Genomic DNA, 26,897 nt, shown 5'->3' with positions numbered 1-26,897 from the left:
ATCTAATCATTATTTTAATTATCACGGGTTCATTTTACTTGAATTAATAGCCTGGATTTTGAACTAGGTTCGTGTTTGCGATGATATCAGCTGATGGCAGAGGGAAGATACTACGAGTGGCAGCAACTGCACGTCCTGCTCTAACACTGCCTTTCCATGGCCACAGGTAAGAACCGTCAGTGAATTTACCAAAACGGATCAGGTCAGTACGTCTGTAACCTTCCCAGTAAAATTCTTTTGCTCTCTCTGCTAAAATATTGTCCAGCGTCAGTGCAGCAACGTTTCCGGAGTCGTTACCATAAGCACGACGACGCAAACGGTTCACATAGGCAACGGCCTCAGCAGTTGAACCACCAGAACCACCACGCACTACAGCTTCAGCATAGTTCAGGTAAGCCTCAGCCAAACGGAAGATTGGGAAATCCACTGTACTGAAGGTACCGTTGGTAGAAGAACCAGCAACATTTCCCTGAGTTATGTTTCTGAATTTGGTGACACGCAGACCATCTGTAAAGACACCGATATCATCATTGGCAGCTTTCGTACCGAAAAACATATATCTGGAGTCAGTAGTTGTTGCATTACCAAACATTGCCGGCAAAGTAGAGCTGGCATGGATACCGCCCCATCCGCCATTTGGCACACCAAACGAAGTAGGGTTCATATCACTGTTGATCGATGCATTGATGATGAAAGTTGTTCCACCATAGTTCTGCGTAAAGTTTCCATCGTAGTTGATAGCCAGGATAGTTTCCGGATTACTTTTATCATTATCCGCCAGGAACAGGTTTCTGTAGGCCGAATGCAATTGGTAAGGACCAGCGATTACCTTGTTGGCATAAGTAATGGCCTCAGTATTTTTTGCAGTACCTGTATACACTGCGGCATTCAGGTATAAACGAGACAATAACATATCTGCAGCACCTCTTGTAGCCCTGCCATATTCATTGGCAGTCTGCAATTCAGGTTCAATAGCCAGCAATTCAGATTCTACATATTTGAATAATTCTGCACGTTTGATCTGCTGTGGAGAAACAATTCCAATTTCGTTTGCTTCAGTCAGGATTGGCGGGTTACCAAACAAGTCCATCAGCACCCAGTACTGGTAAGCACGTAAAAACCTTGCCTCAGACCTGTATGCAGCAATGGCAGTTGCATCAGCACCCGTGATGTTACGGGACGCCAGTTTCTCAGGCGTACTTTCACGTAAAAACTCATTCGCTACAGTAATCTGGTACAAACTTCTGGTGTACAATCCGCGCAGGATGATGTTTTCTGAGCTGAACGTAAGGTAGTTCAGTTCATATACCCCAGGGTCATTCCATACACACAGACCTTCATCTGTGGTCAGTTCCTGAGCATTCCAGTACAGACGGATAAAGTCAGAGGTACCCGCGTCGATACCGCCAAGATCACTCTTGTCAGATGCCAAACCACTGGTTGTAGCATAACTTGCATAAACTTTTGCAAGAACTTGTTTATATCCTGCCGCCGAGCTGTATACCTTATCGGCAGTCAGGTCATTGGTAGGCGTTAGATTCAGGTCTTTTTTACAAGACGAGAGCGTAGCCACCAGGATGGCTGAAGCCGTAAATATTTTGAATAGTTTCATCTTCTTAAATTATAAATGTTAAAAACCAACGTTTACACCCAGACTGTATGTTCTTGGTCTTGGGTACAGGTTGTAATCAATACCCAATGCATTTTCAGGGTCGATACCTTTGTAATCAGAGATCACAAATACGTTCTGAACGTTTGCACTGATGCGCAGCGTAGTAGCTCTGTTTGGTGAGAGCCTGCCGAAGTTATAGGCAAGACCTGCGTTATCCATTTTCAGGAATGAGGCATTACGTACATAATAATCACTCAGGAACTGGTTGGATGTGAAGTTGGTTTGCAGCAGTGAGCTACCTGCGTTATTGATCAGTCCGCTTGGGCTCAGTACATTTCTGTTTACACCCAGGTTAGAAGACACGTTGTCATAGATGTAGTTGCCCAGGTTACCACGAAGCACTGTACTTAACGTCCATTTCTTATAGTTCAATGAAGTCGTATAGCCCAGGATTACTTTCGCCTGTGGTGCTTTATAGAAATATCTGTCCTGATCATTTACCACGCCATCATTGTTCAGGTCGTCATAAACACCTTCGATTGGTAAACCCTGCTCATTATATACTTGTTTGTACACAAAGAACGAACCTGGCTGATATCCTGCAGCATTCCATTTTAACGTAGTACCGGTAGCACCAGTGATATCACCTGCTCCGATTTTATAGTTAGGATCCGGATTTAAGGAAAGGTTAGTTACTTTATTTCTGTTGTAAGTTACGTTAAAGCCCATATCCCAGGTAAGATCTTCAGTTTTGATGATACCCACGTTGATACTTGCCTCAATACCTTTGTTCTCCATGTTCCCCACATTGGTCAGCAATAAGTTGCTGAAGTTGGTTCCTACCGGAATAGGTACAGTACTCAGCAGGTCTTTGGTTTTTTTGTAATACACATCTACACTACCAAAAACACGTCCTTTAAACAAACCGTAGTCGATACCGGCGTTATAAGTTGTAGAAGTTTCCCATTTCAGGTTTCTGTCGTAAGCAATTGGCGTATAGAAATGGTAGTACTGACCACCGATATAATACTGCTGCTCATTGGCACTGTTGTAATAGTTTGGCAGGAAGCTATAGTTAGCAATACCGTCCTGCTGACCAGTGATACCGTAGCTTAAACGTAGTTTTAAATCAGACAGAACTTTACTTTCTTTCAGGAAAGACTCATTGATTGCCTTCCAAGTAAAAGCTGCTGAAGGGAAATAACCCCATCTGTTGTCTTCGCTGAATTTAGAAGATCCATCGGCACGCATTGTACCAGAGAAGATGTACTTATCTGCAAGCGTGTATACCACACGACCATAGTAAGAAAGCAATCTGTTCTGCTGTGTATCGAAAGGAAATACTGGAGTGCTCAATACAGTACCTGTAGCTCTGTAGCTGGCGAAGTTATAAGTGGTAGTTGAGTTATCATAGTAACCGTAACCAGCCGTAGCATTGATATTACTGTTAATACTTTTCAGGTCTTTGGCATAGTTGAAGTAAAATTCAGCCAGTTTATTGTGCTGAACAGAACTGTATTGCGAGGCCAAACCTTCAGTACCAAAGCTCTGTGCTGCAAATGCAGGAATATTGGTTGTTCCATATCCTTTGGATACATCGTAACCTACGTTCGCATTAGCGTGTAACTCAGGCAGGAAATGGAAAGAGTAGTCCAGTCTTAAGTTACCAAAACTTCTGTCCGCTTTGCCTCTGTCTGTTTTTTGCTCAATCAGTCCCAGTGGGTTTCTTGGTGCATTAGGATTTAACTGTCCTGTAGAACCTACCCATTCAAAGTATCCGCCATATTGATTATTTGCATAAACCGGCTGAGTTGGGTCAAACTGGATAGCAGCTTTTACGGCATCCTGGTTTGCAAAGCGAGATTCGCTCAGCGTACCTTTCAGGTTTAAGTCTACTTTCAGGTGGTCTTCAAAGAATGATGGGTTTAACGTTAATGCAGCTGAGGCACGCGTTAAGTTATCTGTACGGAGCGAACCTTTTTGATCAAGATACCCTCCTGAAAAACGGTAAGGAACTTTTTTAAATGCGCCGGCAATACTCAGATTGTTGTCTGTGCTGAATACATTTTTGTAGATAACATCCTGCCAGTCGGTATTTGCCGTTCCCAGCAAAGCTTTCTGGTCTGCATTTCCATTCGCATTTACATAAGCACGGATCTGGTCAGCATTTAAGACATCCACTTTTTTAGCAACCGTCAGGTAAGAATTAGTAGAACTGAAGTTGATTACCGGAGCGCCCGATTTACCTTTTTTGGTAGTGATCAGGATTACACCGTTAGATGCCCTTGATCCATAGATCGCAGTGGCATTTGCATCTTTCAGAATAGTAAAAGTTTCGATATCATTAGGGTTGATCAGACTGAGTGGGTTACCTACACCGGCAATTACATTACTGCTGGTAGCACCAGGCAATAAGTTACTGCTGAAAGGAACACCATCAACTACGATTAAAGGGTCGTTACTTGCGTTTAGTGAAGCACCGCCCCTAACGCGGATCGTGCTTCCTGAACCTGGTGCACCACCATTTGAGGTAATAGATACACCGGCAACTTTACCAGAGATCAGCTGTTCAGGAGAAGTGATATTACCCTGTTGAAATTCTTTGGCACCAACAGTAGTGATAGATCCTGTAAGATCTTTTTTCTGTGCGGTACCGTATCCGATTACCACTACTTCGCTGAGATTTTGTGCATCTGGTTTGAGGGAGAAGTTGGCCACAGTACTGGCTTTCACCACGATGTCCATATCTTCAGAACGGTAGCCTATATAAGTGGCTGTCAGCGTCACAGGTCCGTTTGCCAGACCTGTCAGTCTGTAGTTACCTTTTGCATCTGTACTGGAAACTTTTGGCTGGCCTTTTACCTGGACAGAAACACCGGGAAGTCCCAGTCCTGTTTCGTCAATTACTTTACCAGTAACGGTGCCGGTTTGTGCTTGTACGGCAATTGCTGCGAAGGTTAAAACCAGCAGCAAAACTCGCCTCATCACGTAAAATACTTTCATATTTATTGCTCTTTTTGGGTTATATATTTGGGTAGTGTTTAAGTGTTTAATACACTCCGGTTAAATTTACATCTGCCGTCATTATTTCCAAATTTTATATCAAAATAAATTTTAGCACGATATTTTATACTCCCAAAAAGAGATTTATCACCAATAAATTCTTAACAACTATTTACACATTTTAAACAAATACAGATACATGATATTGATTTACAATGTATTACATCGATTTAAAAACGAATTAAAGTGTTTTTTATACACTAAGCCTAATTTGACTATTTTTCCGGGAACGATTCCGGGAACGTTCCCGGAATTACTGACTATTTTACAGCAGCAGTCAGATTAAAAATCAGTAATTCTGCGTATTTTGAGTCGGACACCGATTTTTTTTTCAAAAAACAGAGACAAAAACGGGCTGAAAAACAGCAGCCCGGACTTAACTTTTTGCGGTAGAATTCCGCTTGATTAATTTTGAATCGAGGACCACAGTTTCACTGTTGTTAACCTGCTCCGGAGCAGCTAACATTTTGAACAGAAGCGATGCAGCTTCAACACCTATCTGTGTAGAAGGCTGGGTTACTGTAGTGAGTGAAGGGTTTAGCAAAGGCGCGATCTGAAGGCTTGAAAAACCAACAACTTTCACCTGCTGAGGTATCGATAAATTCAAATCGTAACAGGCATAATAGGTAGCGAATGCCAAACGCTCTACGGAAGTAAAAACGCCATCGGGTTTTAGCTTTTTGAACATGTCCTTGAGGATGACATCATTTCGTTTATAACTATTGGTACAGTCTACGATCAGGTCGTCATCAAATGGGATATCATATTTTTCCAGTGCATCCAGGTATCCCTGCATCCGGGTTTTTCCGATAGACAGGTTTTTGTTGATCACCAGATAAGCAATGCGTTTACAGCCCTGTTTGATCAGGTGTTTCGTAGCAGAAAAACTACTGTTATAGTCGTTGGTAATCACGCGGGGCGTGATAATATCCTCATAAACCCTGTCGAAGAACACCAGCGGCAGGCGTTGCTGATTAAGCTCATTCAGGTAGTTATGGTCGTTTTCTTCGCCAGAAACAGACATAATGATGCCGTCTGCACGGCCATTGTGCAGGTGCCTGATAAAGGCGACCTCTTTTTCATAATCATCATCCGTAGCGTAAATTAGGATGTGGTAGCCCTTTTCACGGGCCACACGTTCTATCCCATGGATAGCCTGTGAAAAGAAGTTATTTCCCAGTTCAGGAACAATTACCGCTATAGTTTTACTGCGTTGCTCACGCAGGTTACTGGCATAATGGTTTGGCTGGTAGTTATGCTCCTTTGCCGCAGCCAATATCTTATCCCTGGTTTCTTTGCTGATATCACCATTATCCCTGAAGGCCCTGGAGACCGTAGAGGTGGATAGGTTCAGCACCCTGGCCAATTCTTTTATATTGAAGTTACTCATTTAAGCAGCTATAACGATTAATCTTTCCAGCGCCATTCACCGGCAATCTTCAAAGGTAGCTCCAGTTTGTTCTCAATCAGGAAAGCTTTCAGGTTTTCTTCTGTTTGTCTCTGCACAGGAATAACCGGTGTATTCGCCAGTGCATCGAGCAGCATCGCACTGTACCGTACTGTATTTTTAAGTTCCTGCTCGTCTACCAGACTAAAATCATCTCCGTCAGAGTGGTAAAACTGTCCTGAGTGGTTTGGCAACTCGCCTCCTGCTCCGCCACCTGTAGGTATTCCCTCCAGCATGAATGGCTGGTGGTCACTATGGAGGCCTGCGCCCGCACGGAATACATTTTTAAAGCCTGTATCAATCTTTGCGATCTGACTTCCCCAGCCGGTGAACAGTTCCTTCATCTCTGCTCTGCTTGTTGCAAATCCTTTCGGATCATTTGTCATGTCATAGTTCAGCATAAACTTCAGCTGATCCAGTTCATTGTTAGCCTTTGCAGACCTGATATAAGCTTTTGAACCCAGCAAGCCCTGTTCTTCGCCCATAAACAACACAAACTCTACCGTGCGTTTTGGTTTCAGATTCAACACTTTGAAAGTCCTAGCCATATCAATTACAGCAAATGAACCAATTCCGTTGTCTATCGCTCCTGTTGCCAGGTCCCAGCTATCCAGGTGCCCGCCTATTACGATTTTTTCTTTTGGCAGGCTACTGCCTTTCAGCGTTGCAACTACGTTTCTGGCCTTGATCATCCCAGAGAAGTTGGTCATGTTCAGACTGGCATATTGTGGTTTTGACTGCAGCTGTTCTTTCAGCTGCATGCCATCTTCCAGGCCGATACATACTGCAGGCACAGGAATTAGTTTTCCCGTTACAGATGCTGTACCTGTCAGCAAAACACCGCCTTTAACACCATTGATGATGATCACTCCAGCTGCACCATATTTGGTAGCTATAGCCGTCTTTTCAGAACGGTGCAATGTTGGTGTTCCTGCCGGCGATCCCGGTAAAACACCCAAATATATCAGGGCGATCTTCCCTTTTACTTTGTCTTTATCTTTGAGGTAATCCTCTTCCAATCCATTTCCCATATCTGCAATTGCGGCAGAAACCGATGCCTTTACAGGGGAGTGGGCAAGTGTTACAGATTTCACTCCACTCAGGCCATTTGGAGAGTCTCCAATTTTAGTCTCATTTGTCAGTCTGCTCCAGCTTTCAACCTCAAATGGCTGGTAGCGGACTTCATAACCATAAGATTTCAGCAGTTTATACACATATTCTTCGGCTTTGGCTCCGTTAGCAGATCCTGTCAGGCGGTGCCCAATGGTTTCCGTGGCAGATTTCAGGTTACTATAGGCAGCAGAATGCGCCTGTACTTCGGCATTGATTTTTTTGAAATCTGTATTTAGGTCATCCTGGGCATATGCCGATACGGCCAGCCCCGCAAACAGGAGGGAAAGGGAAAGCTTCATGAATAAAAATTTTGATGAAAATAAGCTTAAAAATAACGCCTGCGAAATTATTTTACAACAAAAAGCCTGGTGGGGACAAAAAGCCTACTTTTTGCGCTCTGTGGTATAGCGAACCAATTGTTCCAGACCAGTTCTGGCGTCGCTTTCAGGGAAAGTATATAAAATATCAAATGCTTCCTGCTGATATTGCAGCATTTTCTGCTCAGCATAGTGCACGCCTTCATTCTGATTTACAAAATCAATGATCTGCTGTATTTTGACAGGTTCATCATTGTGGTTTTTTACCAGGTTGATTACCTTTTTCTTTTCTGGTTTACTCGTACGGTTCAGTGCATAGATCAGCGGAAGCGTTACCTTTTTCTCCTTGATATCTATCCCCAGCGGTTTACCCACGTCATCTGTACCAAAGTCAAACGTATCATCTTTGATCTGGAAGGCTATACCCACCTTTTCACCAAAGAGACGCATTTTTTCGATTGTTTCTTCATCGGCACCTGCCGAGGCTGCACCACAGGCACAGCAGGAAGCAATCAGGGAGGCCGTTTTCTGGCGGATCACATCGAAGTACAGCTCTTCGCTGATGTCCATTCTCCTTACTTTCTCAATCTGCAGCAGCTCACCCTCGCTCATCTGTTTCACCGCTTCAGAGACAATCTGCAGCAGACGGAACTCCTGGTTATTTACCGAGAGCAGCAAGCCTTTCGCCAGCAGATAATCGCCCACCAGAACGGCAATTTTGTTTTTCCAGAGTGCATTGATGGAGAAAAAACCCCTGCGCTCATAAGCATTGTCTACTACATCGTCATGTACCAGTGTAGCAGTATGCAGTAATTCTACCAAAGCAGCACCACGGTGTGTAGATTCGATTATTCCACCACAAAGCTTGGCAGCAAAAAACACGAACATGGGTCTGATCTGTTTGCCTTTTCTTTTTACGATATAGTGCGTGATACGGTCCAGTAATGGCGCATCACTATGCATTGAGGCTTTGAACTTTTCTTCAAAGACATCTATATCTGTGGCTATGGGTTTCTTAATCTGATCTATTCCTGGCATTCAGGTCTTAAAATTTGTGCAAACTTAATTAAATTCAGTCAAACTGACGCTTAATTTAAAAATGATGTTATTTTTTGGAACTGATGTGCTGAAAGATCTGCTCTGCGTGTACCCTTGAATTTTCAATAAACCATTTATGTGTATCCATTCCGCCGCACACCACTCCTGCGAGGTATAAGCCCGACTGATTGGTTTCCATTGACTCAGGATTATATAAAGGTACATTAGTGATCTCATCCGCAACCTGAACACACAGTTTTCTGAGCATTTCAAAATTGGGTTTATATCCCGTCATCGCGATCACAAAGTCATTTTCAAGGACCACATCACCCTCAGGGGTTCTTACAGAAACGGAATGCTCTTCAATCCCTGTCAGTTCAGAATTAAACAAAGCTTTGATCGAGCCTTCCTTAATGCGGTTCTCAATATCAGGGCGCACCCAATATTTAAGATGCGGTCCGAGTTCGCCACTGCGGATCACCAGGGTTACGTTAGCACCTTTGCGGTAGGTTTCCAGTGCCGCGTCAATAGCTGAGTTATTTGCACCTACAACCACTACGTTCTGAAAGGAATATAAATGCGGGTCTTTGTAGTAATGGGCTACTTTCGGCAATCCTTCACCCGGAATATGCATCAATACCGGCACATCATAAAAGCCTGTGGAAATCACTACGTTTTTTACTTTATAGGAGTTCTTTGATGTGCTTACTTCAAAATCATTAGCTGCTTTTTTATTTACTGCTGTAACTTCTTCAAACAAATGCAGGTTCAGCTCAAACTTTTCAGCCACCCGGCGATAGTATTCTACCGCTTCATTTCTGTTGGGCTTAGGGTTGATACTTACAAAGGGTACGCCTCCTATTTCCAGCTTCTGAGAGGTGGAAAAGAAAGTCATAAATACAGGATAGTTATACAGACTGTTTACCAGGGCCCCTTTGTCTACAATAATGTAGCTCAGGCCAGCTTTTATCGCTTCTATGCCACAGGCCAGTCCTATCGGGCCCGCACCTACAATCAGTACGTCATATTCTTCCATTCGTCAATCAGTTCCTTATATCTTAGTGTGAGGCAATAGTATCTGTTCTTGTTAAACCGGTAGTTTTGATCGCGGCATATCCGCCTGCAACATCGATCACATTATCCACACCCCTGGCCTTTAATATAGATGCAGCTACCATCGATCTGTAACCACCTGCACAATGCAGGTAATACGTTCCTGAGGGGTTGACCTCATTCGTCCAGTCGTTGATATAATCAAGCGGACGGCTATCTGCAGATTCCAGATGTCCTGCCTCATATTCACCAGGTTTGCGAACATCCAGGATAGATAATGCAGGATTTTCATTCAGCCTTGCTTCAAAGTCCTGCACGGATACTGAAGTGACAGTGTCCAGTTCTTTTCCTGCTGCTTTCCAGGCTGCGATTCCACCTTCCAGGTAACCTATGGTGTAGTCGTATCCAACCCTTGCCAGGCGTGTAATCGCTTCCCCGGCTTTGCCATCTTCCACGATCAGCAATAGCGGTTGTTTCAGGTCGGTTATCAGAGCACCTACCCAGGGCGCAAATTGTCCGCCCAGACCAATATTGATTGAGCGCGGAATAAATCCTGAAGCAAATTTCTGAGGATCCCTCGTATCTAAGAGCAATGCACCTGTATGGTTTGCCGTAGCTTCAAATTCCTCAGCTGAAAAAGGAACATTTCCCTTTTTCTGTACATCAGCAAAACTCGCATAGCCTTGTTTGTTCATGGCCGCATTTTTGGCAAAGTACTGCGGCGGCGGTAAAATACCATCGGTTACCTGCTCAATGAACTCTTCCCTGCTCTTTGCTTTCAGCGCATAGTTTACCTGTTTCTGGTTTCCCAGCGTGTCAAAGGTCTCCTTGCTCATGTTCTTTCCACAGGATGAGCCTGCACCATGGGCAGGGTATACCAGGATATCATCCGGCAGTGTCAGGATTTTAGCATGCAGCGAATCGTACAGCACTCCTGCCATCTCCTCCATTGTTTGCGTTCCCTTTTGCACCAGGTCTGGCCTGCCTACGTCGCCAATAAACAAGGTGTCCCCCGTAAAAATACAATAAGGTTTACCATCCTTATCGCTCAGCAGGTATGTTGTAGATTCCGGAGTATGCCCGGGAGTATGTAATGTTTTAATACTGAGTTCGCCGATGTAAAAAACCTCAGCGTCTTCAGCTATATGAGAATCAAAATTGGTTACTGCCGTGGGGCCGTAAATGATCTCCGCACCTGAATGCTTCGCAAGGTCTACATGGCCCGAGACGAAGTCGGCATGAAAATGTGTTTCAAAGATATATTTGATACGGGCACCAGCCTGTTCTGCCTTTTTCAGATAGGGTTGAACTTCGCGCAGCGGATCAATGATTGCAGCCTCGCCGTTACTCTCTATATAGTAAGCTGCTTCAGCAAGGCAACCGGTATAAATTTGCTCTATCTTCATGATATTCAAAAATAAGTTTAATATCCTTGGATTGATGTTCTAAATGTCCTTCTTACACAAGTTTTACTTTAAGAAGTTAACTCACCCCGGATGGATTGTTCCATCAGAAAGGCAATCTGTGCATGGGAAAGATCCTGACCCATCAGGTACATCAGCTTAGTCACCGTAGCCTCAAAGGTCATGTCAAAGCCGCTGATGATGCCCATCTGCTGTAAGCGTTTGCTGGTTTCATATTTGCCCAGCTCCACAGAACCACCCTGGCACTGAGAGATATCTACAATCAGCTTATCCTGGTCTATGGCCTCCTGCAAACTTGCGATAAACCATGAAGCAGTAGTGGTATTACCCGAGCCGAAAGTTTCCAGGATGATCGCATCCACGGACGACCGTGTGATGGCTTGTACAGCCTGTGGCGTAATACCGGGATATAACTTCAGCACACCGATGTTGGCATTGAAACGGGATTGTATTCTCAGTTCCTCCAGCGGATGTGGATTGATGTAGTTTGAGTAAAATGACAGGTTTACTCCTGCTTCTGCCAGGATATGGTAATTGGGCGACAAAAAGGCTTCAAATTTCTCTGAATTGTATTTGATGGCTCGGTTACCCCTGAACAGCTGGTAATCGAAATAGATACAGACCTCGGGCACCATTGCCTTCCCCTTGTTTTTTGTAGCTACGATCTCCAGTGCCGTGATCAGGTTCTCCTTGGCATCAGTCCTGATCTCTCCTATAGGCAACTGCGAACCCGTTAATACTACGGGTTTGTTCAGGTTCTTGAGCATGAAGCTGAGTGCCGAAGCGGTGTAAGCCATGGTATCAGAGCCATGGAGGATCACAAATCCATCATAGTCGTGGTATGAATCACCGATAATGCCAGCCAGTTCCGCCCAGATCACAGGATTCATATTAGAGGAATCCAGTATCGGATCAAAGGAGTGCACATCCAGCTGATAGTTGAGACGGGCAAGTTCAGGAACATTCTGCTGGATCTGTTTAAAATCGAAAGGAATCAACGCGCCGGTTTGCGCGTCATTGACCATACCAATGGTTCCTCCGGTATAGATAATTAGAATTTTAGTCATATCAGACGTTGAATATTTTGATAGAATTGGCAGTAGTTACTTCTGCCACCTCATCGACAGAGATATTGTAAATGTCTGCCACCCGCTGTGCAATGTGAATCAGGTAGCTGCTTTCATTGGGTTTGCCCCTGAAAGGTACAGGAGCCAGGTAAGGAGAGTCTGTTTCCAGTACCACATGTTCCAGCGGTACGTTCATTAAAACAGCATCCAACCCAGCTTTCTTGTAGGTCACTACCCCACCAATGCCCAGGTAAAAACCAAGTTCGATGGTGCGCTCCGCCTGTTCCAGATTACCGGTAAAGCAATGCAAAATCCCCCTGAGGTCATCTCCTTTTTCGGATTCCAGCACTTCAAACACCTCATCAAAAGCTTCACGGCAATGGATAACAATGGGTAGCTGCAGTTCCTTTGCCCATCTGATCTGCTCAGAGAAGGCTTTTTGCTGCATACCCAATGTAGTTTTATCCCAGTAAAGGTCAATTCCAATCTCTCCAATGGCATAGATTTTCCGGCCTTCGATACTGTTGTGGATCTCTTCCAGCACAGCATCATAACCTTCTTTTACATCGCAGGGATGCAGTCCCATCATGGCGAAACAGTTTTCCGGATACCGTTTTACGACATCGTCTATTTTGGCGATAGAAGAAATGTCAACATTGGGCAGAAATAAACGGTTAATGTCCAGATCAAAACAGCGTTGAAAAAGTGCAGCCTGTTTTTCTTCATCTGTTTCATAGTACAAATGCGTGTGGGTATCTGTTAAAAGCATAAAACAAAGTTAATAAAAAAACCCTGTCCGGATTAGGACAGGGTTTTTCCATGGGTAAAAACCAAATAATTATTTAGCTGCAGGAGCCGTAGTTGGCGCAGCAGCTACAGGAGCACCTGTAGGTTTTTTGATGTCAGTAAGCTCTACTTCAAAACATAATGGAGAGAATGGAGTGATACCACCCTGTGGCATACCACCTTCACCGTAAGCTAAAGCTGAAGGAATGATCAAAGTGATTTTTCCACCTTTACCGATTAATTTCAAACCTTCGTCAAATCCAGGGATCGCTCTTCCCAATGTGAAAGGACGTGGACCGTACTGAGCCATAGGGCTGAATTTATTATTTTCTTTTGCTACTTTCTCTACGCTTGTATCAAAGATATTTTCTTTACCGTCAGATTTTTTTGTCAGTAATTTACCAGTGTAGTTTACCATCAAAGTATCAGCAGGAGTTGCTCTTTGTGCATCACCAGGAGCAGTGATTACATATTGCAAGCCAGAAGCTGAAGTCTGAACTTTCAGTTTGTTGTCTGCGATGAAGTTTTTGATTTTTCCAGCTTCAGCAGCTTTATGTTTTTCAACTGTAGCTTTGAAATCAGCCTGGAAGAATTCAGTTGCTTTTCTCTGGAAAGTTGAATCAGCTTCACCAGCAGCTTTGTGCATTACTTTTTCGATCTTCACAGTAAACACCATGTATTTATCTTTTTGAGTAGCTGGTTTTGGCTGGTTAGAATATTTAGCCATTGAATCCAGGTCAATTTTAAAAGTAGCACTGTCACCTTCAGCCAATAACATCAGGGCGTCAGAGATATCACCTGCCCATTGTTTTTTAGATACAGGGAATACAGCTGGTTGCTGAATATCGTAAGTACTGCTGGTTACAGAGTCTTTTTCAGTTTTTTGAATCGCATTGATTTTGATGATATCACCTTCAACGATTTTCGGTTTATCTTCGGTTTTATGAATCTGGTACATTAAACCACCCGGACCTTTTTTAAAGTTGTTACAAGCTGCTAAACCAAGTGTAGCAGCAAAAAGAAATACTAATGTTTTTTTCATTTTTTTGTTTGATTGTTTTTCAATTGTAATGAAGCTTGCTGCGGCTGTTGGCCTCGCAGGTTTCATTGTTTGTTTTATTGTAATAATTGAGTTTTATATTCAGGCACTATTGATTTAAAGTAGCTGATGGTATCTTCCAGGTTTCTGTCAGAATAGCCACCGGCAGCATTCCTGTGACCACCGCCGTTAAAGTATTTTTTGCAGATCTCATTGGCAGGAAAATCTCCTGTAGAGCGCAAAGATAATTTAACTTTATCAGATCTCTCAATGATAAAGGCCGCCAGTTTAATCCCATTAATAGACAAAGCGTAGTTTACAATCCCCTCAGTATCTCCGGTCACAATTTCAAAGTGTCTCAGTTCTTCAGCAGTAACCGATATGATTGCCGTATTCAGTTCTCTGATGATCTCCAGTTTATTTGTGAGGCAGTTCCCCAGGAAACGTAAACGGTTTTCTGTAGCATTATCGTATACCAGCTGGTGTATTCTCCAGTGTTCAGCTCCTGCATCAATCAGGTCGGCACCGATGCGGTACACGTCAGACGTTGCAGAGGCAAACCTGAAAGAACCGGAGTCTGTCATAATACCAGTATACAAACACGTAGCAATGTCCTTAGTCATTGCTTCAGCATCCTTCAGTTCATTGACGATAAAATCGTATACCAATTGTGCAGCAGCACAGGCATTGATATTCCAGTGTCTGTAATCATCAAAATCCTCAGGATCCAGGTGATGGTCGATCATTACCTTATATGCGGGAGAATTGCGTATTACCTCGCCCAGTTCATTGATGCGTGTCAGGGTATTAAAATCGAGACAAAACACAATCGCTGCATCGGCAACCAGCTGTTCAGACTTCTCTTTTTCTTCGGTATAGATCATTACATCGGCATTGTTTGGCAGCCAATGTAAGAAGTAAGGATAGTCTGTAGGCGTGATTACTTTTACATGATGCCCCTTTTGAATCAGGTAAGCATACAAGCCCAAAGAAGAGCCCATCGCATCACCATCAGGTTTATGGTGCGTTGTAATTACAATTTTCTGCGGCGTTGCCAGCAATGATTTGAGTTCAGAAAGGGATAGCATATTCGCTGCAAAGCTAAGAATTTAATGATTAAATGATTCCTTTATATTTGATGTTTAATATTAACAGCAGAAAATGTAGTTTTGCAAAACAAATAAATCTAAGATGAGTACAAACAGAACATTTACAATGATTAAGCCAGATGCGGTAGCAAATGGACATATCGGTGCAATTATCAATGACATTACTGCTGCGGGTTTCAAAATCATTGCCTTAAAATACACTAAGCTAACTGAAGAAACTGCCGGTAAATTTTATGAAATTCACAAAGAACGTCCTTTCTATGGTGATCTGGTTACTTTCATGTCTTCAGGACCTATCGTAGCTGCAATTCTTGAGAAAGACAATGCTATTGAAGATTTCAGAAAACTGATCGGTGCTACAAACCCTGCACAGGCAGAAGATGGTACTATCCGTAAAAAATATGCACAGTCAATTGAAGCCAATGCTGTTCACGGATCTGATTCAGATGAAAATGCTGCAATTGAAGGAGATTTCTTCTTTACTGCTGCTGAACGTTTCTAGTTCCTGCTGATGATCTCAAAATAATACAATATAAGCACCCCAAAAAGGTGCTTATTTTTATTTAAAACCTAAACCAACCGAAAAATTATATTCATGAAGAAATTATTGATTACGTTATTGATCCCTTGCTGTGCAATTGCAGTAGATGCCCAAACCAAAAAACCTGTGGCTAAAAAAACTGTCAGCACTGTTGCTGCCCCTGTAAAATTTGCAAGCACAATGGATTCTGCAAGTTATGCTTTTGGGATGTCTATGGCTGCCAGCCTTAAAAATGGCGGATTAAAAACGCTTAACTACGACCTGCTGATGAAAGGGTTTAAAGCTGAATTCAGCGGACAAAAAACGGCATTAACACAGCAATCGGCAGAAAAAGCAATTGGCAATACGTTCAAAACAGTAAGCCAGGCCAAATATGCCGGCATCATTGCAGAAGGAAAACAATTTCTGGATAACAATAAAAAAACAGCAGGTGTACAAAGCACTGCCAGCGGTTTGCAATACCTGGTATTGACACAGGGAACAGGCACAAAACCAGGGCCAACTGATTCTGTACTGGTACATTATAAAGGAACCCTAATTAGTGGTAAACAGTTTGACAGCTCGTACGATCGCGGAGAGCCTATTACGCTGACACTTAACGGAGTGATACCAGGATGGACAGAAGGCATGCAGCTGATGTCTACCGGCAGCAAATACAAATTCTTTATTCCCTATCAGCTGGCTTATGGAGAGCGTGGCGCAGGTCCTGATATTCCGCCTTACAGCACACTGATTTTCGAGATTGAATTGCTTAAAGTGAACGGGAAGTAACATTTGCCCCAAACCATTCCTGTGATAGTTTGTTGTAATCGCATAAATTAAAACAAACTATTATGAACATTAGGAAATATTCCCCGCTTGCATTCGTTGCACTGTTAGTTACAACTCTATCCAGCTGCTCCCTGGTTGAAGGTATTTTTAAAGCAGGAGTATGGACGGGTATTATCGTAGTAGTGGTGGTACTTGCCCTGATCATCTGGTTGATCAGTAAGATCTTTGGTGGCGGCAGAAGCTAGAATTATAAAAATATAATCTCATTGATAACTTCAGAACCGGCGCGTTCATTCAGTTTCTGGATGATGCCGGTTCTCACCATCAGCAGTTCATTTTTTATGACTGACGATTCTATGCGTACAAAAAGCTTTTTATGCGCAATGTAGATCTGGGTAGTCCTGTTGCCAATAGCAGTACCCATGATTTCCGGCCACATGGCTATTACCCCTGTTTCATCAAATTTCCCTCTTAACCTGTAAACCGACAGCATTTTTGCAATGGCGTCTTTCAGGGGCATATCATTAGGTTTACGCATGATGTATAGATCCGTTTACGACCTCAAACAAAGTTACAGGAACTTTGATCCGATCAAAAATATTTACTACTCTTTCTCTGCCCGTGTCTGTGATGAAGATCTGTCCAAAATCATGATGTGATACCATCTCCATCAGCTTGTGCATCCTGTGGTCATCAAGTTTATCAAATATATCATCCAGTAGAAGCAGCGGTTTAAACCCTTTATACTTTTCAACATAGGCATATTGCGCAAGCTTCAAAGCAATCAGGAAGGATTTCTGCTGACCCTGTGAGCCAAATTTTTTCAGCGGCATATCAGCGATGCTGAAAATCAGGTCGTCTTTATGGATACCTGTTGTTGTTCTTTCCAGCACCTTATCCTTTTCTATGGATTGCTGCAGTAAGGTTGCAAAGGGAGTATCATTTAATTGTGAATGATAAACCAGGCTCACCTGTTCTGCCTCCGTCGTCAGGTACTGATAGTATTTATTAAACAGCGGTATGTAATCCTGCATAAACTGCCTGCGTTTTTCAAAGATCTTTTGTCCGGAAATCAGCAGTTGCTCGTCAAAGATTTCCAGCAATGCCGGATCATACCGTCTGGTGGCGGCAATTTGTTTCAGCAGTGCATTTCTGTTGAGGAGGTGACGGTTGTAAGTAATCAGTTCATCGAGGTAGGAGGCATCCGTCTGCGAGATCACATTATCCATAAAACGGCGGCGTTCTTCACTTCCGTCCATGATAATCGTTACGTCATATGGAGAAATCATCACCAGCGGAAACAGGCCAATATGGCTGGCCAGCTTATCGTACTCCTTTTTATTTCTCTTGAACTGCTTTTTCTGATTCTTCTTTACCCCGCAGGTGATCTTCTCATTTTTTTCCTGGCGGTCAAAATCCCCCTGGATTAAAAAAAGCTCTTCGGCAGTTTTGATTTGCTGACTATCGATCGGGTTGAAATAGCTTTTGCATAGGCAGAGGTAGTGAATTGCATCCAGCAGGTTGGTTTTCCCGGCACCATTATTCCCTACAAATGCGTTTACAGTTTTGGAAAACCGTAAATCAGCATCAGAATAGTTCTTAAAATTGAGCAGAGTAATATTTTTTAACCACATAGTATGAGCTTCAAAGTTACCGTTTAGCTTTGTTAAAATAACCTGATGTGGAGATTTGTTTACCTTAAGAAGCTATCCCTATCAAATTCAGGAGGTTCGAAAGCCCGGTGTCTGTTATTTATTTATGTAAATACTAAAAAAAGAGGTTGATACTTTAACCGAAAAATGTATTTTTGCAATCCTTAATTTTTTTAAAAAAAATGTCCACAACAGAAAAAGAAGTAAATCATAATGTCAGAAAAGGCTCATTCTTAGAGGAAAACTCTAAAAGCCTTTTATTCATTGCCGCTGCGGTAATCGTATTAGTGATCATATACTTTTGGTATCAGAATGTATATTTAAAAGACAGGGCCGAAGAAGCTAACAAAAAAATGTACAAAGCCGAGCAATATATCGGAGTGGATTCATTGGCTAATAAAGCGATCAACGGAGATTCAGGATATCCTGGATTTGAGAAAATTGCTGAAGAATATAACAACACCAAATCTGCAAACTTAGCCAACCTTTATCTTGGCGGAATCTATTTACGTAAGGGTGAATACAAAAAAGCAGCAGACGTTTTAGGTAAATATTCAGAAACCGGAAGTCCTGTAGCAGATCCATTGGCTTTAGGTATGCTGGGCGACGCTTACAGCGAGCTTAAAGATTACAGCCAGGCGATTACTTATTATAAAAAGGCAGCAGACAAATCCAGCAACAAATTTACTTCACCTATGTTCCTTAAGAAACTGGGTCTGGTTTATGAGACACAAAAAGATTTTGACAACGCTGAAAAAGCATATACAAAAATTAAATCTGAGTTCCCTGCAAGTCAGGAAGCAGCCATGATCGATGAATATATTGCTCGTGTAACTGCCGCTCAGGGAAAGTAAAATAAAATATTTTGACAAAGGCCTGCATTTTATGCGGGCCTTTTTTTATGGCTAATACTTACATTTGCTCCATGGCAACAAATTTAAAAAACCTATCCGATTTTTCTCACACCACCGTTCCTGACGGCAGTGCTTACAAAATAGCCATCGCTGTGGCCGAATGGAATGCAGACGTAACCGGCAGCTTGTACAAAGGCGCTTATGACACCCTGATCAAACACGGTGTTAAAGAAGAGAACATCCTTTCAGTACCTGTTCCGGGCAGTTTTGAATTAACCGGCGCAGCCGAAATCCTGCTGAACAAACACTCCGAACTGGATGCCGTAATCTGCTTAGGTTGTGTCATTCAGGGAGACACCAAACATTTTGATTTTATCTGTGATGCCGTAGCAAATGGAATAACACAGGTGGGTATCAAATACAGCAAACCCGTTATTTTTGGCGTGCTTACAACCAACGATTTACAGCAGGCGCTGGACAGGTCGGGAGGCAAACATGGCAATAAAGGTGACGAAGCAGCGATTACAGCTATAAAAATGGCTCATTTACTGGTAACTATCTAGTCTCCTGTTTGTTTTTTTTCTGAAATAGCGTAGCTTAGCGCAAGAAAAACAATATTCACGGGGACAGTCAAATGAAACATCACGATCGATTGATTCATAACCGCTGCACAACAAACAAATACTTATGAAAAAAGTAGCGATCGTAATGCTTGGCGTATTTTTTGCAATTACAGTTTTAGAGTCTTGCGGATCACGGATCTGCCCTGCATACCAGTCTTATCCCAAAGGCAGCCGGAGAAAGTAAGCTCTTAAAAAATTTTCAAAGACAATGACAGAGTGGAAAAACATTACTGATCTTAACCAGATCAGCGATATAAAGGCAATGCCGGGTTTTAGTTTAATCTTCAAACATAGCACCCGGTGCTCAATCAGCATGATGGTTAAGAAAAGGTTTGAGCTCGACTGGGATGTAATCCCTGAGAATACAAACCTGTATTTTCTGGATCTGATCAGCCACCGTGCTATTTCTGCTCAAATCGCAGATACATTTCAGGTACGTCATGAGTCGCCGCAGATCTTACTGATCAAAGACGGTAACTGCGTGCTTGATGCTTCTCACGGAGATATCTCTGCAGATGAGGTGGCAGGAGTGATCAATAATTAAATGACATTTCAACTTTATTACATTTCAAACCTATTGCTTAACTTTGTGGTATGATCGCACTTCCGGTTGTTCCAGCAAACACAGTACAACGTAAACCAGATTGGCTTAGAGTTAAGCTTCCGGTAGGTAAAGAATATGCGCAGGTGCGCAGCCTTGTAGACACCCATAAGCTACATACCATTTGTGAGAGTGGTAACTGTCCTAATATGGGCGAATGCTGGGGTTCTGGTACCGCAACCTTCATGATCCTTGGTAATATCTGCACCCGTTCCTGCTCATTTTGCGCAGTGGCAACAGGAAGACCTAAAGCTGTAGACACTGATGAGCCCAACCGCATTGCAAATTCGGTAAAACTCATGCAGGTAAAACACTGCGTTATTACTTCGGTAGACCGCGATGATCTTAAAGATGGTGGCTCTATCATCTGGGCAGAAACACTACAGGCTATCAGACGCGAAAGCCCTGAAACAACCTTGGAAACATTGATTCCAGATTTCAGAGGCATCTGGGATAACCTGTACCGGGTTCTCGAAGAACGCCCTGAAGTGGTATCTCACAATATAGAAACTGTGCGCCGCCTAACCAAACAGGTTCGTGTTCAGGCTAAATACGACAGAAGTCTTGAATGTTTAAAAAGAATTTCCGACTTTGGTGTAAGAACTAAAACAGGTATTATGCTTGGGTTGGGAGAAACAGAAGATGATGTGTTTGAAGCCATGGATGACCTGGTAGCAAATGGTGTGCATATCCTTACATTAGGACAATACCTGCAGCCTACACGCAACCACCACCCTGTGCTTGACTGGATTCATCCTGATCAGTTTGCCAAATATAAAGAGATCGGTTTGGCTAAAGGATTAAGGTATGTGGAGAGTGGTCCTTTGGTGAGGTCATCATATCACGCTGAGAAACATCTTTTTGATTTTTAAAAAGGGGTTTTCTTTCAAACAAATCATGTTTGAACTTGTTAGACTTTCTGTATATTAGCAACATTGGCAGCGACTAAAAAAATATCCCTCACAGAAGATGACCTGGTGCGTGCACTCAGAGGTCACGAGACTATTGCCATACAGGCACTATACGATATGTATTCTGGTGCCCTGTTAGGGGTTATCTCCAGAATCATCCAGCAATCCGAAATTGCTGAGGACCTGTTACAGGAAACTTTCATAAAAATCTGGAACTCTGCTGACAGTTACGACAGCAGCAAAGGGCGTCTTTTTACCTGGATGATCAATGTTGCACGCAACATAGCTATAGATAAACTTCGTTCCAAAGACTTTAGAAATTCTAATAAAAACCAAGACATAGAAAATAACGTAGATTTCATTGACTCGCAAAAAAAGATCACTTTTAATGCTGATACACTTGGTCTAAGGGATATGGTTACTGCACTTAAACCAGAATATAATGATGTATTAAACATGGTATACTTCAAAGGTTATACCCATGTTGAGGCCGCAGAGGAACTGAATTTACCATTGGGTACGGTGAAAACCAGAATCAGGATGGCTATTATGGAATTAAGAAAGCATTTTAATTAAGTGGAAGAATCAAAGGCATACATCGAAACAGGCATACTTGAACTTTACGTGCTCGGGCAATTAAACGCCCAGGAACAACGGGAGGTTGAAGCGATGGCACACCAGTTTCCTGACATCAGGGAGGAACTAAACGCCATCGAGATTGCTATGGAGCATTATGCCTTAAGTCATTCAATAGAACCTACTGTAGGTTTAGAAAAACAAATATTCGAAAAAATTATCCCTGCTCCTGCTCAGGAGCCTTCAGTAAATTCTGCTACGCAGAAAGAAGCAATTGTAGTGCCTTTACATGATGACAGATCTGCATCCACCATCAGAACATTAAAATTTTCTTTGGTGGCCTGTATTGCACTCCTGGTAATCAGTACCGCAGCACTGTATTCTGCACACGACAAGCTGAATTCTGCAAATGAGCAGATCGCTTCTTTAAGTACAGACAGAGAAAAGTTTGCCGCTACCGTTAGTTATATCAAAAATGAGAACAAAGAGCTGCAGGAGATTGCAGCAATTGCTTCTGATCCGACGTGGTCATCGGTAAAGCTTGCAGGTACAAAAATATCACCACAGGCAAACATGATGGTTTACTGGCATAAACAAGGCCAGCATGTCATGGTAGACAACACCAAAATGGAACTGCCTGAAAATGATGATACCCATCAGTATCAGTTATGGGCTATCGTAAAGGGTAAACCCGTTGATCTTGGTGTATTTGATGCACAAACACAACCTAAGAAGTTACTTCTTCCTATGAAAGAAGTAAGTGATGCACAGGCTTTCGCAGTTACGCTGGAAAAACGTGGCGGAAGCGCAGCACCTACTATGGAAAAGATGGTTGTAATTGGTTCCGTGTCTATTTAATTAATCCTTTTAGCGTGTAAGCGAGGTGGTCTGCCAGAGCAGATGCCGAAACACTTACCTGTCCTTCTGCCAGTTCATCCCCTGTTTTACCATGGAGATAACACGCAATAATTGCCGCATCCTTTGCACTGTATCCCTGGGCTGCAAATGACGCCGTTAAACCTGTAAGAACATCTCCCATTCCACCCTGTGCCATCGCAGGATTTCCTGTAGAATTTACCGTAACGCTTCCACTCTGATCAATGATAAAGGTAAACTGATTTTTCAGGACAATGATGCAATTGAGCGCTACTGCTTTATTTCTTGCAGTCTCCAACCTCTCCCACCAGGATTGATGCTTACCAAACAGATGATCAAACTCCTTCATGTGCGGCGTCAAAATTGAATCCGAAGGAAGGTGATTTAAAAACTCAGGGTAATTGCCGATAATATTCAGTGCGTCAGCATCAAGGATGAGGGGACGGTTGAGTTGAAAAATGCTCTTCAACAGATCGGTACTTTCTTTTCCTGTTCCCAGGCCCGGACCTATCGCTATAGTACTGTACTTTTGGATGCTCCTTGCACTCAGCTCCCCCCTGTCCAGATACATTACCTCTGGTAAGCTGGTATTGAGGGCCGTGAGACCACTTTCAGGGATGGATACTGTCGTAAGCCCGGCACCTCCGTGTAAACAAGCCCTGGCTGCTAAAAGTGCGGCCCCCATAGTTTGCTGCTGACCAGCGATGATCAGCGCATGTCCATATGTCCCTTTATGTGAAAACAACTCCCTTGGCTGCACCATTTCTCTGAGGTCTGAAGCCTCAACCAAATGATATAACGACGGACATTGCTGAATAAAGTCTTCATCAAGACCAATAGATACTACCTTGAAGTGTTTAAGTGCCTGCGCAGCTTCCGGAAAGAAAAAGTTAATCTTGGGGCGCTCAAAACAAATTACCAGATCGGCCTTGAGGTATACACTATTTTCTTTCAATTCTCCCTCAGCAGGAAAGCCAGTAGGTACATCAATAGCGATCACATGTCTCTTTAAAGCATTCACCTTTTGAGCCAGTTCTTTATATGGGCCTTCCAGTGGAGCATTCAGCCCCGAACCGAGGACGGCGTCAATAATTACTTCATCTTTGATATCAGGCAGGTCTTCAACCTTATTAACAGCCAGCATCGGGAACCATAAATCCTCGAGCCTTTTCAGGTTAGCGGTATAGTCTGCACTCTCTTTTTCTGAAAAAGCGATAAGATATACAAATACACTCGTATACCCTTGAGCCTTTAACAGCCTTGCTACCGCAAGACCATCACCACCATTATTTCCTTTACCACACAAAACGGCTATGGTAGTTTCATGATCTGCCACCTCCTCTATAAATGCCTCAACAAACGCTTCTGATGCAGATTCCATCAGGTCGATGGATGTTATTTCCTTGTTTTTAATCGTGATTGCATCTGCATCACGCATCTGTTTTGCGGATAACAAGTTTTTCATGTGTAAACATTTATTTTTTTAGGTTATGCAGAAATCATGCCCGTCACATCAATACAAGTTAATAATTTATATTCATTTCTTTTTTAAGAAATTTACCTGTCAGACTGATAGGATTTTGGGTCAATCCTTCCGGTGTACCTTCAAAAATAATTCTTCCTCCACCTGCACCACCTTCTTCACCAAGGTCAATTACCCAGTCGGCAACCTTAACCACATCCAGATTGTGTTCAATTACGAGTACAGTATTTCCTTTATCCACAAGCTCATTGAGTACACCGAGTAAAACATTGATATCCTCAAAATGCAAACCTGTGGTAGGCTCGTCAAGAATGTAAAACGTTCTGCCTGTATCCTTTTTAGAAAGCTCTGTAGCCAGTTTTACACGTTGTGCTTCACCACCTGACAAAGTGGTTGAGGATTGTCCCAGGGTAATATACCCGAGTCCCACATCTTTCAGTGTTTTGATCTTCCTGTAGATCACAGGCATATTTTCAAAGAAATCACAGGCATCCTCGATGCTCATATCCAGCACATCACTGATAGATTTGCCACGATAGCGCACTTCAAGCGTTTCCCTGTTGTACCTTCTGCCCCCACATTCTTCGCATGGCACATGCACATCAGGAAGGAAATTCATTTCGATTACCTTCATTCCTGCACCCTGACAGGTTTCACATCTCCCACCTTTCACGTTAAATGAAAAACGTCCGGGTTTGTAGCCTCTGATCTTTGCTTCGGGTAGCTGCACATATAAGTTCCTGATATCCGAGAACACCCCTGTATAAGTAGAAGGGTTTGATCTTGGCGTCCTTCCTATTGGCGCCTGGTCAATTTCTATCACTTTATCAATCTCCTTTAAGCCATTGATCTTTTCGTATGGCAGGGGATGTTTTTTTGCCCTGAAGAAGTGATGATTTAAAATCGGGTAGAGCGTTTCTGTAATCAGACTTGATTTACCACTGCCCGACACACCTGTCACGGCAATGAACTTACCCAATGGAAAATCTACCGAAACATTTTTCAGGTTATGGCCACTGGCCTTCAGGATCTGTAATTTATGTCCGTTACCTTTTCTTCTTTTCTTAGGAACCGTTATTTCCTTTTCACCGTTCAGATAAGCGGCAGTAAGCGTTTTTGATTTCAGGATCTTTGCAGGAGTTCCCTGTGCAACGATCTGCCCACCGTGTAAACCCGCAGCAGGTCCTACATCAATCACCCAGTCGGCTTCAAGGATCATATCTTTATCATGCTCTACCACCAGTACCGTGTTACCGAGGTCGCGCAGGTTTTTTAATGCCCCGATCAGTCGTTCGTTATCTCTCTGGTGCAAGCCAATACTTGGCTCATCCAGAATATACATCACGTTCATCAGCTGCGAACCGATCTGCGTTGCCAGACGTATACGCTGTGCTTCACCTCCTGAGAGTGTTCTTGCCGTCCGGTCGAGCGACAAATAATTCAAACCCACATCTGAGAGAAAGCCCAGACGGATACGGATCTCCTTCAGAATCTCTTTGGCAATAACATTCTGACGTTCCGTTAAACGGGTATCCACATCAGCGAACCAGCCTTTAAGGCTGTTAATATCCATTTCTGCCAGTTCAAAGATATTCTTACCGTCAACCTTAAAATGCAGGCTTTCCTTTTTCAACCTTGCCCCTTCACACACAGGACAGGTTTTAAGCTTGCGGAAAGTCTCCATATCGTCTATAGCTCCTTCGCCTTTTTTCTCATTCTGCTCTTCGAGCAGTTTAATGATTCCGTCAAAGGTAATCTGGTAGTTCTGAACATTCCATTTATTGTATTCCACAGCTACAGACAGCAGCTCCGGCGTACCGTTCAGGATCATGTCTATATTTTCTTCCGTAAGCTTCTCTATAGGCGTAGAAAGTGAGAAGTTATATTTTTTTGCCAGGGCCTTGATCACCTGGAACAACCAGATATCCCTATACTCACCCAGCGGTGCCAGACCACCGTTAAGGATACTCAGCTTGGGGTTAGGCATCACTGACTCCCTGTCTACTACAAAAATATAGCCCAGTCCGTCGCATCGTTCACACGCACCATACGGTGAGTTGAAAGAGAAACTGTTTGGCTGAGGTTCATCATAGGAGATACCTGTTGTCGGACACATCAGGAAGCGGCTAAAGTGAGAAACGTTATTCTCCTTGTCGCTGATCTTGATGATGCCCTTACCTAAACGCATGGCGGTCTGCACAGAGTCGACAAGGCGTTTATGGTCTTTCCTGTCCACCATCAGGCGGTCTACTACAATTTCAATATCATGGATCTTGTACCTGTCTACCTGCATTTTGGCAGTCATATCCTGAATTTCACCGTCAATCCTCACCTTCACATAACCCTGCTTACGGATCTGCTCAAATAATTCGCGGTAATGACCTTTACGTCCCTTTACAACCGGCGCAAGGATGTTTACTGCCAGTCCGTCATATTTTGTATAAATATTGTTCAGGATCTGATCTTCGCTCATCCGCTCCATCTTCTCTCCTGTATTGTAAGAGAAAGCATCCGCGGTACGGGCATAAAGCAAACGCATGAAATCGTAGATTTCTGTGATCGTGCCTACAGTAGATCGTGGGTTTTTACTTGTTGTTTTTTGCTCAATTGCAATTACCGGGCTCAGGCCCGACACTTTATCCACGTCCGGGCGCTCCATACCGCCCATAAACTGGCGTGAGTAGGCACTGAACGTCTCCATGTAGCGGCGCTGCCCTTCGGCATATATGGTATCAAAAGCCAGTGACGACTTCCCGCTACCGCTTAGTCCGGTGATGACCACCAGTTGGTTACGCGGAAAAGATATATCTATATTTTTAAGGTTGTGGACCCTGGCACCATACACTTCTACATCTTTTTGCTCGCCCAGGTCAATGGTATTTTTGCTCATATATATTTATAAACGCTATTGAAATCTTCAAAATAAAGACAGCAAATTTGC

General features: G+C 43.1%; 24 protein-coding genes. 9 read left to right on the top strand and 15 right to left on the bottom strand.

The window, feature by feature from the left end; all coding sequences use genetic code 11:
- Positions 1 to 43: 43 nt before the first annotated feature.
- The 11 genes from OQY15_RS07490 to OQY15_RS07440 form a co-directional block, all read right to left on the bottom strand.
- A complete protein-coding gene (locus OQY15_RS07490; protein WP_265789626.1) occupies positions 44 to 1,612 on the bottom strand; it encodes a RagB/SusD family nutrient uptake outer membrane protein in 1,569 nt (522 codons plus the stop codon).
- A gap of 18 nt (positions 1,613 to 1,630) precedes the next feature.
- Positions 1,631 to 4,615, bottom strand: coding sequence for a TonB-dependent receptor (locus OQY15_RS07485; RefSeq protein ID WP_265789624.1), 2,985 nt, complete (start codon positions 4,613 to 4,615; stop codon positions 1,631 to 1,633).
- A gap of 436 nt (positions 4,616 to 5,051) precedes the next feature.
- Positions 5,052 to 6,065, bottom strand: coding sequence for a LacI family DNA-binding transcriptional regulator (locus tag OQY15_RS07480; RefSeq protein WP_265789622.1), 1,014 nt, complete (start codon positions 6,063 to 6,065; stop codon positions 5,052 to 5,054).
- 17 nt (positions 6,066 to 6,082) lie between these two features.
- Complete coding sequence (locus OQY15_RS07475; RefSeq protein WP_265789620.1) at positions 6,083 to 7,534, bottom strand: M28 family peptidase; 1,452 nt, start codon at positions 7,532 to 7,534, stop codon at positions 6,083 to 6,085.
- 84 nt (positions 7,535 to 7,618) lie between these two features.
- Entirely contained in the window at positions 7,619 to 8,590 is a 972-nt protein-coding gene (locus OQY15_RS07470; protein WP_265789618.1) for a polyprenyl synthetase family protein, read from the bottom strand.
- A 67-nt stretch (positions 8,591 to 8,657) separates the two neighbouring features.
- Entirely contained in the window at positions 8,658 to 9,626 is a 969-nt protein-coding gene (locus tag OQY15_RS07465; protein ID WP_265789616.1) for a YpdA family putative bacillithiol disulfide reductase, read from the bottom strand.
- Between the two features lie 22 nt (positions 9,627 to 9,648).
- On the bottom strand, positions 9,649 to 11,049 hold the full coding sequence (locus OQY15_RS07460; protein WP_265789614.1) for an MBL fold metallo-hydrolase: 1,401 nt from the start codon (positions 11,047 to 11,049) through the stop codon (positions 9,649 to 9,651).
- Between the two features lie 68 nt (positions 11,050 to 11,117).
- Entirely contained in the window at positions 11,118 to 12,134 is a 1,017-nt protein-coding gene (locus OQY15_RS07455) for a type I asparaginase (RefSeq protein ID WP_265789612.1), read from the bottom strand.
- 1 nt (position 12,135) lies between these two features.
- Positions 12,136 to 12,903, bottom strand: a complete 768-nt coding sequence (locus tag OQY15_RS07450; protein WP_265789610.1) for a TatD family hydrolase — start codon at positions 12,901 to 12,903, stop codon at positions 12,136 to 12,138.
- Between the two features lie 69 nt (positions 12,904 to 12,972).
- Complete coding sequence (locus OQY15_RS07445; protein WP_265789608.1) at positions 12,973 to 13,962, bottom strand: FKBP-type peptidyl-prolyl cis-trans isomerase; 990 nt, start codon at positions 13,960 to 13,962, stop codon at positions 12,973 to 12,975.
- 74 nt (positions 13,963 to 14,036) lie between these two features.
- Entirely contained in the window at positions 14,037 to 15,047 is a 1,011-nt protein-coding gene (locus OQY15_RS07440; RefSeq protein ID WP_265789606.1) for a DHH family phosphoesterase, read from the bottom strand.
- Between the two features lie 103 nt (positions 15,048 to 15,150).
- Here OQY15_RS07440 and OQY15_RS07435 point away from each other — a divergent pair, with 103 nt between their 5' ends.
- The 3 genes from OQY15_RS07435 (at position 15,151) to OQY15_RS07425 (ending at position 16,625) form a co-directional block, all read left to right on the top strand.
- Positions 15,151 to 15,570, top strand: a complete 420-nt coding sequence (locus OQY15_RS07435; protein ID WP_265789604.1) for a nucleoside-diphosphate kinase — start codon at positions 15,151 to 15,153, stop codon at positions 15,568 to 15,570.
- 93 nt (positions 15,571 to 15,663) lie between these two features.
- Positions 15,664 to 16,380, top strand: a complete 717-nt coding sequence (locus tag OQY15_RS07430) for an FKBP-type peptidyl-prolyl cis-trans isomerase (RefSeq protein ID WP_265789602.1) — start codon at positions 15,664 to 15,666, stop codon at positions 16,378 to 16,380.
- A 62-nt stretch (positions 16,381 to 16,442) separates the two neighbouring features.
- Complete coding sequence (locus OQY15_RS07425; RefSeq protein ID WP_265789600.1) at positions 16,443 to 16,625, top strand: hypothetical protein; 183 nt, start codon at positions 16,443 to 16,445, stop codon at positions 16,623 to 16,625.
- Positions 16,626 to 16,627: 2 nt separating this feature from the next.
- On the opposite strand, the gene OQY15_RS07420 is transcribed toward OQY15_RS07425, so the two are convergent.
- Together OQY15_RS07420 and recF are read right to left on the bottom strand one after the other, a co-directional pair.
- Entirely contained in the window at positions 16,628 to 16,918 is a 291-nt protein-coding gene (locus OQY15_RS07420; protein ID WP_265789598.1) for a DUF721 domain-containing protein, read from the bottom strand.
- Positions 16,911 to 18,014, bottom strand: a complete 1,104-nt coding sequence (recF, locus tag OQY15_RS07415; RefSeq protein WP_265789596.1) for a DNA replication and repair protein RecF — start codon at positions 18,012 to 18,014, stop codon at positions 16,911 to 16,913. Before recF ends, OQY15_RS07420 begins: the two co-directional genes overlap by 8 nt.
- Before the next feature lie 200 nt (positions 18,015 to 18,214).
- Between recF and OQY15_RS07410 the strand changes: the two genes are divergently transcribed.
- The 6 genes from OQY15_RS07410 to OQY15_RS07385 all read left to right on the top strand — a co-directional run bounded on the left by OQY15_RS07410 (position 18,215) and on the right by OQY15_RS07385 (position 22,455).
- Positions 18,215 to 18,886, top strand: coding sequence for a tetratricopeptide repeat protein (locus OQY15_RS07410; protein WP_265789594.1), 672 nt, complete (start codon positions 18,215 to 18,217; stop codon positions 18,884 to 18,886).
- Positions 18,887 to 18,957: 71 nt separating this feature from the next.
- Complete coding sequence (gene ribH, locus OQY15_RS07405; protein ID WP_265789592.1) at positions 18,958 to 19,449, top strand: 6,7-dimethyl-8-ribityllumazine synthase; 492 nt, start codon at positions 18,958 to 18,960, stop codon at positions 19,447 to 19,449.
- Between the two features lie 268 nt (positions 19,450 to 19,717).
- Positions 19,718 to 20,053 carry a bacillithiol system redox-active protein YtxJ gene (ytxJ, locus tag OQY15_RS07400; protein WP_265789590.1) on the top strand — a complete coding sequence of 112 codons (336 nt, stop codon included), beginning with the start codon at positions 19,718 to 19,720 and terminating at the stop codon, positions 20,051 to 20,053.
- A 50-nt stretch (positions 20,054 to 20,103) separates the two neighbouring features.
- Positions 20,104 to 20,982: a lipoyl synthase gene (gene lipA / locus OQY15_RS07395; protein WP_265789588.1), complete on the top strand. Its 879-nt coding sequence runs from the start codon at positions 20,104 to 20,106 to the stop codon at positions 20,980 to 20,982.
- Between the two features lie 63 nt (positions 20,983 to 21,045).
- Positions 21,046 to 21,597, top strand: coding sequence for a sigma-70 family RNA polymerase sigma factor (locus OQY15_RS07390; RefSeq protein WP_265789586.1), 552 nt, complete (start codon positions 21,046 to 21,048; stop codon positions 21,595 to 21,597).
- A complete protein-coding gene (locus OQY15_RS07385) occupies positions 21,598 to 22,455 on the top strand; it encodes an anti-sigma factor (protein ID WP_265789584.1) in 858 nt (285 codons plus the stop codon).
- On the opposite strand, the gene OQY15_RS07380 is transcribed toward OQY15_RS07385, so the two are convergent.
- The gene (locus OQY15_RS07380) at positions 22,448 to 23,938 is read right to left on the bottom strand and encodes an NAD(P)H-hydrate dehydratase (protein WP_265789582.1); all 1,491 of its coding nucleotides are present in this window, start codon (positions 23,936 to 23,938) and stop codon (positions 22,448 to 22,450) included. The genes OQY15_RS07385 and OQY15_RS07380 overlap by 8 nt on opposite strands.
- Positions 23,939 to 23,996: 58 nt before the next feature.
- Positions 23,997 to 26,846: an excinuclease ABC subunit UvrA gene (gene uvrA / locus OQY15_RS07375; RefSeq protein WP_265789580.1), complete on the bottom strand. Its 2,850-nt coding sequence runs from the start codon at positions 26,844 to 26,846 to the stop codon at positions 23,997 to 23,999.
- Positions 26,847 to 26,897 lie beyond the last annotated feature (51 nt).

Source organism: Pedobacter sp. MC2016-15 (genome assembly GCF_026239695.1).
In the GTDB taxonomy this organism is placed as follows: Bacteria; Bacteroidota; Bacteroidia; order Sphingobacteriales; family Sphingobacteriaceae; genus Pedobacter.
This window is presented reverse-complemented; position numbering and strand designations above follow the sequence as displayed.

Bases quoted from the DNA above. Each gene is read 5' to 3' on its own strand.
- OQY15_RS07445 (WP_265789608.1), bottom strand. From the start codon at position 13,962: ATGAAAAAAACATTAGTATTTCTTTTTGCTGCTACACTTGGTTTAGCA.
- OQY15_RS07450 (WP_265789610.1), bottom strand. From the start codon at position 12,903: ATGCTTTTAACAGATACCCACACGCATTTGTACTATGAAACAGATGAA.
- ytxJ (WP_265789590.1), top strand. From the start codon at position 19,718: ATGACAGAGTGGAAAAACATTACTGATCTTAACCAGATCAGCGATATA.
- OQY15_RS07425 (WP_265789600.1), top strand. From the start codon at position 16,443: ATGAACATTAGGAAATATTCCCCGCTTGCATTCGTTGCACTGTTAGTT.
- lipA (WP_265789588.1), top strand. From the start codon at position 20,104: ATGATCGCACTTCCGGTTGTTCCAGCAAACACAGTACAACGTAAACCA.
- OQY15_RS07485 (WP_265789624.1), bottom strand. From the start codon at position 4,615: ATGAAAGTATTTTACGTGATGAGGCGAGTTTTGCTGCTGGTTTTAACC.
- OQY15_RS07420 (WP_265789598.1), bottom strand. From the start codon at position 16,918: ATGCGTAAACCTAATGATATGCCCCTGAAAGACGCCATTGCAAAAATG.
- OQY15_RS07465 (WP_265789616.1), bottom strand. From the start codon at position 9,626: ATGGAAGAATATGACGTACTGATTGTAGGTGCGGGCCCGATAGGACTG.
- OQY15_RS07480 (WP_265789622.1), bottom strand. From the start codon at position 6,065: ATGAGTAACTTCAATATAAAAGAATTGGCCAGGGTGCTGAACCTATCC.
- uvrA (WP_265789580.1), bottom strand. From the start codon at position 26,846: ATGAGCAAAAATACCATTGACCTGGGCGAGCAAAAAGATGTAGAAGTG.
- OQY15_RS07455 (WP_265789612.1), bottom strand. From the start codon at position 12,134: ATGACTAAAATTCTAATTATCTATACCGGAGGAACCATTGGTATGGTC.
- OQY15_RS07440 (WP_265789606.1), bottom strand. From the start codon at position 15,047: ATGCTATCCCTTTCTGAACTCAAATCATTGCTGGCAACGCCGCAGAAA.
- ribH (WP_265789592.1), top strand. From the start codon at position 18,958: ATGGCAACAAATTTAAAAAACCTATCCGATTTTTCTCACACCACCGTT.
- OQY15_RS07410 (WP_265789594.1), top strand. From the start codon at position 18,215: ATGTCCACAACAGAAAAAGAAGTAAATCATAATGTCAGAAAAGGCTCA.
- OQY15_RS07470 (WP_265789618.1), bottom strand. From the start codon at position 8,590: ATGCCAGGAATAGATCAGATTAAGAAACCCATAGCCACAGATATAGAT.
- OQY15_RS07490 (WP_265789626.1), bottom strand. From the start codon at position 1,612: ATGAAACTATTCAAAATATTTACGGCTTCAGCCATCCTGGTGGCTACG.
- OQY15_RS07435 (WP_265789604.1), top strand. From the start codon at position 15,151: ATGAGTACAAACAGAACATTTACAATGATTAAGCCAGATGCGGTAGCA.
- OQY15_RS07460 (WP_265789614.1), bottom strand. From the start codon at position 11,049: ATGAAGATAGAGCAAATTTATACCGGTTGCCTTGCTGAAGCAGCTTAC.
- recF (WP_265789596.1), bottom strand. From the start codon at position 18,014: ATGTGGTTAAAAAATATTACTCTGCTCAATTTTAAGAACTATTCTGAT.
- OQY15_RS07380 (WP_265789582.1), bottom strand. From the start codon at position 23,938: ATGAAAAACTTGTTATCCGCAAAACAGATGCGTGATGCAGATGCAATC.
- OQY15_RS07430 (WP_265789602.1), top strand. From the start codon at position 15,664: ATGAAGAAATTATTGATTACGTTATTGATCCCTTGCTGTGCAATTGCA.
- OQY15_RS07475 (WP_265789620.1), bottom strand. From the start codon at position 7,534: ATGAAGCTTTCCCTTTCCCTCCTGTTTGCGGGGCTGGCCGTATCGGCA.